The sequence below is a fragment of the Bacillus sp. SORGH_AS_0510 genome, assembly GCF_030818775.1.
Classification (GTDB): Bacteria; Bacillota; Bacilli; order Bacillales; family Cytobacillaceae; genus Neobacillus.
Window position 1 is genome coordinate 1950366 of the sequence record NZ_JAUTAU010000001.1, and the last position, 12966, is coordinate 1963331.

The following is a 12966-nucleotide window of genomic DNA, read 5'->3' on the forward strand; positions in this document are numbered from 1 at the left end:
ATGGTGTCATCCTCCTATTTTTATCTTCTTAGATATTGGAATTCTGCAGAAATATTCGCTTTAATTTTTATTTGTCCTGGTTCCAATTGAGTAGTACTCATAGCTTTAACCAGTGTTTCTGGCTGATAAGAAAAGGGCTGGTTGGGACTACTGCTGCCTTCTATAAGTAAACTTGGGGTTGGTATAAGATTCACATTAATGGAGTCGGCGATTGTTTTTGCCTTACTAATCGCATTATTTACTGCTAGGACTAAGGCCCTTTGATAATAAGGCTCCTTATTCTTTACGGTAAACTGAATATTTGAAACATAATTGCCCCCGTTCTGTACTGCAGTATCTACTACTTTTCCTATCATTGTTAAATCCTCTATTTTCACTTGTAAAATATGAGTTACTTTATAGCCTCTAAATAATTGTTTACCTTGCTCATAGTCGTATTCTGGTTCCATTCTGTAATCGAATGTTTGTATCTGGGTCTGTGGAATTCCAAGTTTCACTAGAGATTGAATGACTTCTGTACTTTGAATCGCATTTTGCTGTTGTGTGGGTAATAGTTCCTTTCCTTCCGAAATAATCCCTAAGTTAATTGAAGCTAAATCTGGTTGCACAGCCAATTCTCCCTCTCCATTAACTTTTATTAACTGTCCTTTATGTTGTGTCTTACTGCGGTTTTCCAGATGGTAATTGTACATATCGTTTTTCTCCTTAACGCTAGGATTTTCTATAAAATACTCCACCATCATTTGAAATGTTCCAGTATCGAGATAACTATTCTTTTAATCTAATCGAACCGTTTCTAGTAAATTTCAAAAAAATAGAAGGGAATGACAGATTTGCAAGTCATAATGTGTCCAAGCAGGCATACATTTTAAATAATGAGATAGGCAAATCAAGGAGGAAGCACTCATGGAAACAATCCTACATTTTTTACCTAAAAATATAGCAGATTTAATCAGCCAAATCCCTCCTAATCAAAAAGATGAACTAGAAGAAATACGCATTCGAATAAACCGACCCATGGAAATAACATTAAAGGGAGCACCCAGGTTTCTTTCTTATATTATTCAACCTGAAGATGCCTTTCACCTAATGAATAAGATAAGTCATTTTTCTATTTATACGCTTGAAGAAGAACTTAAACGCGGTTATATAACCGTTTCAGGAGGACACCGCATAGGGCTAGCTGGGAAAGTTATTCTTGAGGAAGGAAAGGTAAAAGCAATTAGGGATATCGCTTCTTTTAACATAAGGATTGCAAGAGAAAAGGTGGGGATTGCTGAATCAATTGTTCCCTTTCTGTTTCAAGGCAGTTGGATGCATTCCATGATTATCGGCCCGCCTCAAACAGGGAAAACCACCATGTTACGGGATTTAGCAAGAATTATATCCTCAGGGGATCAATTAAACCATATAGCAGCTTCTAAGGTTGGAATTGTTGATGAACGCAGCGAAATAGCTGGTTGTGTAAATGGGGTGCCACAATTAACTTTTGGTCATCGTTTGGATGTCCTAGATGCCTGTCCAAAGGCAGAAGGAATGATGATGATGATTCGGTCGATGAGCCCAGATGTCTTAATTGTCGATGAAATAGGTCGTAAAGAGGATGCTGAAGCCATTCAAGAAGCTATACATGCAGGGATTAAATTGATCATGACCACGCACGGGACTAGCTTAGAAGAAATCCGAAAACGTCCATCATTAAGAGACATTATTGATCAAGGAATATTTCAACGCTTTATCGTTTTAAGCAGAGCATCAGGACCTGGTACTATTACCCATATTTTAGATTCCAATGGTAAAGAATTGACCCAAAAAGTGAGGGTGACATAAATGATTAAGCTATTGGGAGCTATTATCATTATTGTTGCTACAACTTGGACAGGATTTGAAGCTGCAAGGCATTTTAGCGAACGCCCGAAACAGCTTAGAGCATTGAGGTCAGCCCTCCAGTCACTCGAAGCAGAAATAATGTATGGTCACACACCATTGCATGAAGCATCTAGACGATTAGCTGAACAATTATCCAATCCACTTGCCTCCTTTTTTGAATCATTTGCAAGGAAACTAACAGACACCGAAACAACTGTTAAAGAGGCTTGGGAAACATGTTTAAAAGAGGTTTGGAAGGCCACAGCCTTAAAACAGGGAGAATTTGAAATTATGAAGCAGTTTGGGGAAACCCTTGGTCGTCATGATCGCTTTTCCCAACAAAAACATATTATGCTAACTCTTTCTCATTTGGAAAGAGAGGAAGTGGATGCCATCGACCGGCAAGCAAAATATGAAAAAATGGTAAAGAGTCTAGGATTTTTGTCGGGATTACTGCTAATTATTTTATTATTTTAGGGGGAAAAGCAATGGGTTTAGAAGTGGATATTATTTTTAAAATAGCAGGAGTAGGAATCGTGGTTGCGTTCTTGCACACCGTTCTAGATCAGGTGGGTAAAAAAGAGTATGCACAATGGGTTACCTTGTTTGGTTTTATATACATTTTATTCCAAGTTGCATCCATCGTAGATGATCTGTTCCAGAAAATCAAATCGGTTTTCTTATTTCAATAGAGAGGGGGGCTTTGCTATTGAAATCATTAAAATTGTAGGCGTTGCACTCATTGCTACCTTTTTAGCTCTTATTATTAAGGAGCAAAAGCCAAATTTTGCATTTCTTTTAATTGTGTTTGTAGGCTGTGTTATCTTTCTTTTTCTAGTTGATAAAATTTATGAAATTATTCATATGCTACAAAAATTAGCAGTAAATGCACATGTAAACCTAGTCTATGTTGAAACAATACTCAAAATCATAGGTATTGCATATATTGCAGAATTTGCTACCCAGATAACTAAGGATGCGGGTCAAGGTGCAATCGCCTCTAAGATTGAATTAGCAGGAAAAGTAATTATACTCGCAATGGCGATTCCGATATTAACCGTATTAATTGAAACCATAATTAAATTAATTCCGAGCTAATCACAGTCCTTTAATGAGGTGTTAAAAAATGAAGCAGCGGCTGCAGATTATCCCTATTATCATTCTAGTATTCTTTTTTTCGCTCATTCCCAATGTCCATGCAGCAGAGGAAACAAAAACAACTACTTCCTCGCTATCTCCACAGGAACTGGTTGATACTCAACTAGAAACATTAGATTTAGAAGAGTTAAAGCAATTTTGGGAGGATATTACTGACAAGTATGGCGGCTTCTTGCCAGAGAGTCAGAAGGGGAGTTTATACGACTTTATTAAAGGAGATAAGAAATTTTCCTTTAAACAATGGGGACAAGGGGTCTTAAAGTTTGCCTTTCATGAATTCGTGGCAAATGGAAAATTATTAGGATCATTAATTATGTTAACCATCTTTAGTATGTTTCTTCAATCCATGCAGAATGCGTTTGAGAAAAGTGCAATCAGTAAGGTAGCCTATTCCATAGTTTATATGGTTCTTATCATCCTTGCTCTAAATAGTTTTCATATTGCGATCACCTACACAAATGAAGCGATTGGAACGATGACCTCCTTTATTTTGGCACTTGTTCCACTGCTATTAGCATTAATAGCTGCTTCAGGCGGTCTGGTTTCGGCGGCTTTCTTTCATCCCGTGATTTTGTTTCTTATGAATATGAGTGGTCTATTCATGCAATATATCATTCTTCCATTGCTATTCTTAGCAACGTTATTAAGTATTGTGAGCACGATGTCCGAACAATATAAAGTTTCACAGCTAGCACAGTTATTAAGAAACTGGAGTATCGGACTGATGGGTCTTTTCTTAACCGTGTTTTTGGGTGTCATTTCCGTTCAAGGAGCTTCAGCAGCCGTAACAGATGGGGTAACCATTCGAACGGCCAAATTTGTGACTGGAAATTTCATTCCTGTCATAGGAAGAATGTTTACAGATGCAACAGATACAGTTGTAAGCGCATCGGTCCTATTAAAAAATACGGTCGGGATTGCAGGGGTAGCTATTTTACTTATTATTGTTGCTTTTCCAGCGATAAAGATATTAATGATTGCCTTCATTTATAAGTTTGCTGCTGCCATTCTTCAACCATTAGGCGGCGGACCCATTATTAAATGTTTAGATATTATCAGTAAAAGTGTGATTTATGTATTTGCGGCATTAGGAATTGTTTCACTAATGTTCTTTTTAAGTATTACAGTCATAATAGCGGCTGGAAATCTTACGATGATGATGAGATAGGGGGGATCGATAGTGGGATTCTTAACAGAGTGGGTAACGAATATCATACTTTTTATTTTGTTAGCTACAGTTATTGATATGCTCTTACCTAATTCAGCTTTGCAAAAGTATACGAAGATGGTTACGGGCCTACTCTTAATAGCTATTATTCTAACCCCGGTCTTTAAATTAATATCCAAAGATTTTGAAACAACACTTGCATCTATCCCTTCGTACCAGGCGCCTGGTGAAAAAAATATGAAAAATTCGATAGATTTAAAGAAAAAAGAAATACAAGCTTCCCAACATGCATATATTTTAGAAGAAATGGCTGTCCAGCTAAAAAAGGACGTTAAGGAGGAGTTGATGGAACAATACGGATTGGAGATAGCAAAAGTTGATATAGCAATAAATGAAGAAAGTGACCAAGCATTCCCTGAAAACCTCCAAAAGGTTATGGTTCTTCTGAGACAACCTGAAAATGGCGTAAAGACAGTCGAAGCGATTAAACCAATAGAAATAAACACAGAAAAACCTCTTCCATCCAAAGGATCAACAGAAGAAACTGAAAAAATTGCCACATTTCTATCGCAGAAATGGAATGTAACTGAAAAAACAGTAGAAGTTTCGATTGAAGGGGGGATTAAAAAGAAGAATGGATAACAATCAAGGACCATTTTCATGGCTCAAAAAAATTCTTAAATTAGATGAAAAGTCAGAGAAAAAACCAAATAAATACCAATATATGATTCTGGTCTTATGTGTTGGCGCTGCGCTAATGCTTGTAGGGAATATTGTTCTGAAACCCAATACAACCCCAGCTGAGGTTCCGGCGTCAAGCAATACCAAGGTGGCAGCTGAGGATGTGCCTGCATTTGGTTTGAAAAAAGGTTCAGGGAATAAGGCAATTGCTGCATATGAAGAAAAATATGAGGATCAACTTAAAAAAGCACTGCAGGATATGTTAGGTGTCAATGATGTTACTGTTGTGGTGAATATTGATTCAACCGATAAAAAGGTTTTAGAAAAAAACAGAGTGACAAAATCGCAAACAACGGATGAAACCGATCGTGATGGTGGACAACGAAAAGTGCAGGAATCTTCGACAGATGAACAACTAGTAATTGTTCGAGACGGAGAAAATGAGGGTCCAATTGTTGTGGAAACAAAAAAACCTGAAATTCGAGGTGTACTGGTAGTTGCAAAAGGAGCTGACAATATTCAGGTGAAAAAGTGGATTGTAGAAGCAGTCACAAGGGCGCTGGGAGTACCAAGCCACCGTGTCGCCGTTATGCCTAAAAAATAAGAGGGGGATTTTATATGTTATTAAAAAAACAAACAGTGTGGTTATTAACAATGTTAAGTTTAGTGGTTGTTCTTTCGGTGTATTACATTACTTCTCCAGAGCAAAAGTCCAACGACCTTGCCGCTGTGCAGCAAAATGTCAAAGAACAAAAACAGGATAAAACAAAAACTGAAGCGAAAGATGGAAAAACAATTGTGTCAACTGTTGCAGGGGATGATGCATTTGAAGAACTTCGCATGAAGCTGGATGATTTGAGAAGCCAAATGCAAGAAGAACTAACTACTCAATTAGCTTCCACTGATCTACCAGCAGATCAGCGCAGTAAGGTAAAAGATCAAATGGATCGTTTAAATCAAACAGCTCAAAAGGAAGAGATTCTAGAAACATTAATTAAAACGATGGGTTATGAAGATGCCCTTGTAAGAGCGGATGGAGAGCAAGTAAGAGTAACTGTTAAGTCCAAGAAGAAACCATCTGCATCAGAAGCAAATAAAATTATTCAACAAGTAAAGAAAGAAATCGGTGAAACTAATTACGTAGCGGTAGAATTCCAGCCAACAAAATAGTAAGTTGAAATTAAAAGGAAGGTCAATGACTTTCCTTTTTTATTGTTTGGCTGTGTTAAAGAACAGTGTTGATTTTTACACCCTGTTGATTGGAGCGGAGGGCACGAAGACTCCTGTGGGAGTATGGTTCTGGGGAGACCCCGCAGGCGCGTTTCTCCGAGGAGGCTCGCCGAAACACCCACGAACCGCTCGTGCCTGGAGCGGAAATCAACAGGCAAGTTTAACAGAGCCTATTGTATAAATAATAATTTTTAGGGAAAAATACTCATTTGAGGATAATCAAAATGTTAAAATTCCCTTTTTTATATAAAAATATTAAGATAAAGAGGAAAGGGATTAGTGATTTCTTAAAAGGAAATAATTTAGATTATTGAACTTTTACTAACTATTATCGTATAGTATTAGTAGCTAGTCCTAATTAATGTGGTACAAGGGGTGTTACTCAAATGTTAAAAGTACAAGAAATTCGTGAATTAATTAAATTGGTAGACCAGTCGAGTATTGATGAATTCGTATATGAAAATGAAGGTTCTAAAATTCAAATGAAGAAAAATGCTGCAACGGTTGTGACTTCAGTTCAACCAGTTGCACAGGCAGTGCCTGCCCCAGTTCAAGCAGCACCTGCTCCTGTAGTTACTCCTGCAGCAGTTACTGAAACGAAACAAGAAGCACCTAAAGTAGAAGCTGCAAGTCAAGCAGACACATCTAACCTACATAAAATCACATCACCAATGGTAGGCACATTCTATGCTTCACCAACTCCTGATGCAGATGTTTATGTAAAGGCAGGAGACAAGGTTTCAAAGGATTCAATCGTATGTATCGTCGAAGCAATGAAATTATTTAATGAAATTGAAGCTGAAGTAAATGGCGAAATTGTCGAAGTGCTAGTGAAAAATGGTCAATTAGTAGAATACGGACAGCCTTTATTTTTAGTAAAGCCTGAATAAGGAGCGATAACAGGATGATAAAAAAACTGTTAATTGCAAACAGAGGAGAAATTGCAGTTAGAATCATTCGGGCCTGCCGAGAAATGGGAATTGAATCAGTTGCTGTTTACTCAGAAGCAGACCGAGAAGCATTACATGTTCAATTGGCAGACGAAGCCTATTGTATTGGACCTACTTCATCAAAAGATAGTTACTTAAATGTAACTAATATTATTAGTGTTGCAAAACTTACGGGATGTGATGCAATCCATCCTGGTTATGGATTTTTAGCGGAAAATGCCGATTTTGCTGAGCTTTGCCGTGAATGTAATATAATTTTTGTCGGTCCAAGCCCAGAGGCAATCACAAAAATGGGAACAAAGGATATTGCAAGGGAGACCATGCGCGAAGCAGGAGTTCCTATTGTTCCAGGGTCAACTGGAATTATTAATGATATTGACGAGGCACTTGAACTTGTTAAGAAGATCCAATATCCAGTAATTATTAAGGCAACAGCAGGTGGCGGTGGTAAAGGAATCCGCGTTGCAAAAAATGAACAAGAGTTAATTAAAGGCATCTCAATTACTCAACAGGAAGCAATGACAGCTTTCGGAAATCCTGGAGTGTATATTGAAAAATATATTGAGGACTTCCGTCATGTTGAGATTCAGATCCTAGCTGACTCCTATGGAAACACCATTCATTTAGGAGAAAGAGACTGCTCCATTCAACGCAGACTACAAAAACTTCTCGAAGAAACACCTTCCCCAGCACTTGATGGTGAAATTCGTGAAGAAATGGGAAATGCGGCAGTAAAAGCTGCGAAAGCAGTTGATTATTCAGGTGCAGGCACGGTAGAATTTATATATGACTACCGCAATCGTAAGTTTTATTTTATGGAAATGAACACGAGGATACAGGTTGAGCATCCCGTAACAGAACTGGTCACTGGAATAGACCTCATTAAGGAACAAATTCGTGTGGCACGAGGCGAAAAACTTACAGTAAATCAAAAGGATGTTACTTTTACCGGCTGGGCAATTGAGTGTCGGATTAATGCAGAAAATCCTGAAAAGAACTTTATGCCTTCTGCTGGTAAAATCAATATGTACCTACCGCCAGGCGGATTAGGAGTACGGATTGATTCAGCAGCATACCCAGGATATACTATTCCGCCTTATTATGATTCCATGATTGCGAAAGTTATCACATATGGCAGCACTAGGGAAGAAGCAATTTCTAGAATGAAACGCGCGTTGAGTGAGTTTGTTGTAGAAGGTATCCATACAACGATTCCTTTCCACTTAAAACTACTTGATCATGAAACATTCGTTGAGGGACATTTTAATACAAAATTCCTAGAATTGCATGATGTGATGAAAACTATCTAAATATCTGGAGGTGTTACAATGAGCGAATTTAGTGTTTTAGAAATGGACCAAGGAAATAACGGTCATGGGAAAATTGAGATTGCCCCTGAAGTGATTGAAGTTATTGCTGGAATTGCTGCCTCAGAGGTAGAAGGCGTTGCCGGAATGAGAGGCAATTTTGCAACAGGTGTTGTAGAACGATTAGGCAAAAAAAATCACGGTAAAGGCGTTAAAGTAGAACTTACTGAAACTGGAATAAAAGTGGATGTATACTGCATGATGAAGTTCGGTGTATCTATTCCTTCTGTTGCAGGGAAAATTCAAGATAATATTCGTCAAGCATTGCTTAATATGACGGCTTTAGACGCTGAAGAAGTAAACATTCATGTAGTTGGTATTCAATTTGAAAACCAAAAGAATGAACCAGAAATAGATCAAGAAATATAGTTGATAAAAACCAAAGGATTGAATCCTTTGGTTTTTGTATTTATCTAACTTTTCCAACAAAGTTACAGAATGAGAAAAATATCATCCTTACAGTGCGAATCCATTTTAGTTATGCTATTATCTTTTTATGTGTAAACTATCTTGATGTAGTATGTACGAAAAATAGACAAAATTATTTAATATATATAAAAGGAGTTAACGGTATAATGAAAAGAAGAACAGCAAGGGAAAAAGCGCTACAGGCACTGTTTCAAATCGATGTTAGCAACACTGAGCCAGCATTAGCTATTGAACACGTATTAGAGGGGGAAGTTGGTGACGAGTATCTATCAAACCTAGTTTTAGGAGTAGTAGAACACAAAGATGAAGTTGACAAGCTAATAATTGAAAACCTTGAAAAGTGGTCTATGGATCGTTTAGCAACAGTGGATCGAAACTTATTAAGAATTGCTACATTTGAATTGAAGTTTAATCGAAATGAAATTCCTGAAAATGTTATTTTAGATGAAGCCATTGAAATCGCTAAAATCTACGGGGATGACCAATCAAGCAAGTTTATAAATGGAGTACTTTCTAAGGTGAAACAAACGCTTCTTGCCAATTAATTGATTAGGTCTACTCTATCATAGGGAGAGTTGAAAATGACCGCAAAACTTATTAATGGAAAAGAAATCGCCGAGAAGAAAAGATCTGAAATTGCCGAAGAGGTTAGAAAATTAAAAGCTCAACGGGTAACACCTGGTCTTGCAGTGGTCCTTGTAGGCAATAACCATGCTTCCCGAACGTATGTCACAAATAAAGAAAAAGCTTGTAAAGAGCTGGGGATAAAATCGTTATTAATTGAGATGAACGAGGAGGTTTCGGAAGAGGAACTTCTAATCAAAATCAATGAACTAAACGATGATCCTACATTTCATGGCATTTTGATCCAACTACCTCTTCCTAAACATATTGATGAAAAGAAAGTAATTGAATCCATTTCACCTTCAAAAGATGTTGATGGATTTCATCCCATAAATATTGGTCGGATGATGACGGGACAAAATGCATTTCTTCCATGCACACCCTATGGGATTATGGTGTTATTAGAAGAATCAGGCATATCCATTCCAGGAAAGCATGTAGTGGTGGTAGGACGTAGTAATATTGTAGGAAAGCCGTCTGGACAGCTATTTCTTAATCAACATGCTACTGTAACCTACTGTCATTCTAAAACCCTGGATTTAAAGGTACATACAAATCAAGCAGATATCCTTGTGGCTGCAGTTGGCATTCCTAATTTTATTAGGGCTGAACATGTCAAAGAAGGTGCCGTAGTCATTGATGTAGGAATTAACCGAAACGAGGCAGGGAAACTCTGTGGTGATGTAGCTTTTGATGAAGTAAGTAGAAAAGCAGGATATATTACTCCAGTTCCAAAAGGTGTAGGCCCTATGACAATCACTATGCTTATGTACAATACCTTAAAGTCAGCGGCTGAAAGTCTAAACCGAAATATGTAGGTGTTTGTCCTTATCTGATATGCTTTTGTCCATTTTAAGTCAATCTTTCTGACAAAAAAATGCGCAAAATGTATAATGGATAAGGACTATTTCAGCTAATCAGCCGAAAAGAGGAAAAGATATGCAGGAACAAAGATATTTAACTGTGAATGCTTTAACTAAATACATAAAAAGAAAGTTTGACGCGGACCCCCATTTGCGTGATCTTCATGTACGTGGGGAGATTTCAAATTTTAAGGAACATTCGAGCGGACATATGTATTTTACTTTAAAGGACGAGAAAGCTCGGATCCTAGCGGTAATGTTTTCTAGTCAGTCCCGTCTTATGAAATTCTCACCTGAAAATGGGATGAAGGTAATCGTTAAGGGTGATATCTCGGTTTACGAACCAAGTGGTCAATACCAAATCTATATTAAAGAAATGCGTCCAGAAGGGATTGGGGAATTATTCTTAGCATATGAGCAGTTAAAAAAGCGGCTCGAGTCAGAAGGATTATTTGCCATTGAATCGAAAAAGGCTATTCCTTTATATCCAAGAACAGTGGGCGTCATTACTTCTCCTACTGGGGCAGCGATTAGAGATGTCATAACCACGATAAAAAGACGATATCCTATTGCAAATATTCTCGTATTCCCAGCCCTAGTTCAAGGGGAGAATGCAGCGCCTTCTATTGTTAAAGCGATCGAGAAGGCTAATAATATGGACTGTATTGATGTGTTAATTGTAGGACGTGGCGGAGGTTCTATAGAGGAGTTATGGGCATTTAATGAAGAGTTAACAGCTCGTGCGATTTTTTCATCTAAAATACCTATTATCTCAGCAGTTGGTCATGAAACAGATTTTACCATTGCTGATTTTGTTGCGGATCTACGCGCTCCGACGCCAACGGGAGCTGCTGAACTTGCGGTACCTCATATTGAAGAATTAATGGATAGAATCCTTCAGCGGCAAACCCGTTTGCTCCGTGCAATGAAAGGAAAGTTTCAATTTGGAAGTGAACGATTAAACAGGGCAACTAAATCTTATGCTTTTCGTTATCCACATCGATTATATGAACAAAAATTGGAACAGGTTGACAAATTAACAGAAATGCTTGTACGGGGAACTTCAAGATTATCTTTACTAAAAAAGAGTGAGTATGATGTTCTTCACAAAAGGTTACAACGTAATCATCCAAGTGAAAAAATTTTTGAAGCAACAGCTCGTCTTGACCGGTCCTACAAAGATATTAACCGATCTATGGTACAAGTATTGACGAAAAAACAAAACGATTTTGAACGAATACTTGCGACGCTACAAGCGCTAAGTCCCTTGAAAATAATGGAGCGCGGGTACAGCCTGGCTTATTCGGAAGAAAACCGACTGGTGAAAAGTGTGAAGCAGGTAACAGTGAATGAAAAGGTTCAAATTCAATTGACTGATGGCAGTCTTTACTGCAAAGTGGAGAATATAAAGGAGAGCGAAAAAAGTGGCGAATGAAAAAAAGTTATCCTTTGAAGAGGCGATGACAAAGCTAGAACAAATAGTGGATAAGCTCGAAGAAGGAGATGTACCTTTGGAGGAAGCTATTCTTTTTTATAAAGAGGGAATGGAATTATCCAAGCTTTGTCATGATAAATTGAAAAATGTGGAAGAACAGCTTACCCAAATCATTACGGAGGACGGGCGCAAAGAGAGTTTTTCTATTGAAGAGGAGGAATAAGACTTGGATACTAAGTCTTTGGAAACATTTGCACAAGAATATAAGCACTTGCTTGAAGATGAGCTCCGCAGGCTGGTTGAAAAGCTTCAAGCTCCTCCTATTATTAAAGAGTCAATGATTTATTCTCTTGAAGCGGGTGGTAAACGAATACGTCCATTATTATTGTTTGCAACTTTAGATTCTTTTGGAATGGACCCTAAAAAAGGCTTGCTTGCCGCTGCTGCAATTGAAATGATTCATACCTATTCCTTAATTCATGATGATTTGCCGAGTATGGATAATGATGACCTAAGAAGAGGTAAACCAACCAATCATAAAGTTTTTGGTGATGCGATCGCCATTTTAGCGGGTGATGCATTATTAACTTATAGCTTTGAGGTAATGGGTCAGCTCCCGAGTGACTATTTTTCAAGCGAAATCAAGCTTAAATTAGTTATTGAATTAGCAAAAGCAGCTGGTACAGAAGGAATGGTGGGTGGCCAAGTAGCTGACATGGAGGGAGAGGGGAAATCGCTTACCCTTGAAGACCTGGAGTATATTCATATTCATAAAACTGGTAAGTTGTTAGGCTTTAGTGTCATAGCTGGAGGAATTCTAGCAGGGGCCAATAATGACCAACTACATAGTTTATCAACCTTTGCCCATCATCTTGGACTTGCTTTTCAAATTCAAGACGATATTCTCGATCTAGTTGGGAATCAAGAGATAATTGGCAAACCAGTTGGCAGTGATACGACAAATCTAAAAAGTACATACCCTCAATTGTTAACCTTGGAAGGTGCACGAAAAGCATTGAAAGATCAAATAGCCCTTTCAAAGGAATATCTTGAAAAAACGGGCTTAAATACCCACTTGCTAACCGAAATCACTGATTTAATTGCATCAAGAGATCATTAATAAAGGGTATTTGAGGCATTCAAGTAAGTGTGTTATAATAATTTTCAATGTAGAAAACGTTGACAATGCCGT

At 37.8% G+C, this 12966-nt stretch carries 17 protein-coding genes; 16 read left to right on the top strand and 1 reads right to left on the bottom strand.

The features are described 5' to 3' along the window. Window positions 1-20 precede the first annotated feature (20 nt). The gene (locus QE429_RS09910; RefSeq protein WP_307286842.1) at window positions 21-692 is read right to left on the bottom strand and encodes an SIMPL domain-containing protein; all 672 of its coding nucleotides are present in this window, start codon (window positions 690-692) and stop codon (window positions 21-23) included. 214 nt (window positions 693-906) lie between these two features. Between QE429_RS09910 and spoIIIAA the strand changes: the two genes are divergently transcribed. From spoIIIAA to QE429_RS09990, 16 genes are all read left to right on the top strand, one after another. After that, window positions 907-1830 carry a stage III sporulation protein AA gene (gene spoIIIAA, locus QE429_RS09915; protein ID WP_307286843.1) on the top strand — a complete coding sequence of 308 codons (924 nt, stop codon included), beginning with the start codon at window positions 907-909 and terminating at the stop codon, window positions 1828-1830. After that, window positions 1831-2346, top strand: coding sequence for a stage III sporulation protein SpoIIIAB (spoIIIAB, locus tag QE429_RS09920; protein ID WP_307286844.1), 516 nt, complete (start codon window positions 1831-1833; stop codon window positions 2344-2346). Window positions 2347-2357: 11 nt separating this feature from the next. Beyond that, window positions 2358-2561 carry a stage III sporulation protein AC gene (gene spoIIIAC / locus QE429_RS09925; protein WP_007084610.1) on the top strand — a complete coding sequence of 68 codons (204 nt, stop codon included), beginning with the start codon at window positions 2358-2360 and terminating at the stop codon, window positions 2559-2561. Next, window positions 2518-2967 carry a stage III sporulation protein AD gene (gene spoIIIAD / locus QE429_RS09930; protein ID WP_307286845.1) on the top strand — a complete coding sequence of 150 codons (450 nt, stop codon included), beginning with the start codon at window positions 2518-2520 and terminating at the stop codon, window positions 2965-2967. The genes spoIIIAC and spoIIIAD overlap by 44 nt, the downstream gene beginning before the upstream one ends. A gap of 28 nt (window positions 2968-2995) precedes the next feature. After that, window positions 2996-4195 carry a stage III sporulation protein AE gene (gene spoIIIAE / locus QE429_RS09935; RefSeq protein WP_307286846.1) on the top strand — a complete coding sequence of 400 codons (1200 nt, stop codon included), beginning with the start codon at window positions 2996-2998 and terminating at the stop codon, window positions 4193-4195. Window positions 4196-4207: 12 nt separating this feature from the next. Next, window positions 4208-4837, top strand: a complete 630-nt coding sequence (gene spoIIIAF / locus QE429_RS09940; protein ID WP_307286847.1) for a stage III sporulation protein AF — start codon at window positions 4208-4210, stop codon at window positions 4835-4837. Then, on the top strand, window positions 4830-5480 hold the full coding sequence (spoIIIAG, locus tag QE429_RS09945; RefSeq protein WP_307286848.1) for a stage III sporulation protein AG: 651 nt from the start codon (window positions 4830-4832) through the stop codon (window positions 5478-5480). Before spoIIIAF ends, spoIIIAG begins: the two co-directional genes overlap by 8 nt. A gap of 14 nt (window positions 5481-5494) precedes the next feature. Beyond that, entirely contained in the window at window positions 5495-6046 is a 552-nt protein-coding gene (locus QE429_RS09950) for a SpoIIIAH-like family protein (protein WP_307286849.1), read from the top strand. 446 nt (window positions 6047-6492) lie between these two features. Beyond that, window positions 6493-6996: an acetyl-CoA carboxylase biotin carboxyl carrier protein gene (gene accB, locus QE429_RS09955; RefSeq protein ID WP_307286850.1), complete on the top strand. Its 504-nt coding sequence runs from the start codon at window positions 6493-6495 to the stop codon at window positions 6994-6996. A gap of 14 nt (window positions 6997-7010) precedes the next feature. Next, window positions 7011-8366, top strand: a complete 1356-nt coding sequence (gene accC / locus QE429_RS09960) for an acetyl-CoA carboxylase biotin carboxylase subunit (protein WP_307286851.1) — start codon at window positions 7011-7013, stop codon at window positions 8364-8366. An 18-nt stretch (window positions 8367-8384) separates the two neighbouring features. Further along, complete coding sequence (locus tag QE429_RS09965) at window positions 8385-8792, top strand: Asp23/Gls24 family envelope stress response protein (RefSeq protein ID WP_307286852.1); 408 nt, start codon at window positions 8385-8387, stop codon at window positions 8790-8792. A 206-nt stretch (window positions 8793-8998) separates the two neighbouring features. Further along, complete coding sequence (gene nusB / locus QE429_RS09970; RefSeq protein ID WP_307286853.1) at window positions 8999-9397, top strand: transcription antitermination factor NusB; 399 nt, start codon at window positions 8999-9001, stop codon at window positions 9395-9397. A gap of 36 nt (window positions 9398-9433) precedes the next feature. Further along, window positions 9434-10294 carry a bifunctional methylenetetrahydrofolate dehydrogenase/methenyltetrahydrofolate cyclohydrolase FolD gene (gene folD / locus QE429_RS09975; protein ID WP_307286854.1) on the top strand — a complete coding sequence of 287 codons (861 nt, stop codon included), beginning with the start codon at window positions 9434-9436 and terminating at the stop codon, window positions 10292-10294. 121 nt (window positions 10295-10415) lie between these two features. Further along, complete coding sequence (xseA, locus tag QE429_RS09980) at window positions 10416-11774, top strand: exodeoxyribonuclease VII large subunit (protein ID WP_307286855.1); 1359 nt, start codon at window positions 10416-10418, stop codon at window positions 11772-11774. Continuing rightward, window positions 11764-11997 carry an exodeoxyribonuclease VII small subunit gene (locus tag QE429_RS09985; RefSeq protein ID WP_307286856.1) on the top strand — a complete coding sequence of 78 codons (234 nt, stop codon included), beginning with the start codon at window positions 11764-11766 and terminating at the stop codon, window positions 11995-11997. Before xseA ends, QE429_RS09985 begins: the two co-directional genes overlap by 11 nt. A 3-nt stretch (window positions 11998-12000) precedes the next feature. Continuing rightward, window positions 12001-12894, top strand: a complete 894-nt coding sequence (locus QE429_RS09990; RefSeq protein ID WP_307286857.1) for a polyprenyl synthetase family protein — start codon at window positions 12001-12003, stop codon at window positions 12892-12894. The last annotated feature ends 72 nt before the right edge of the window (window positions 12895-12966 follow it).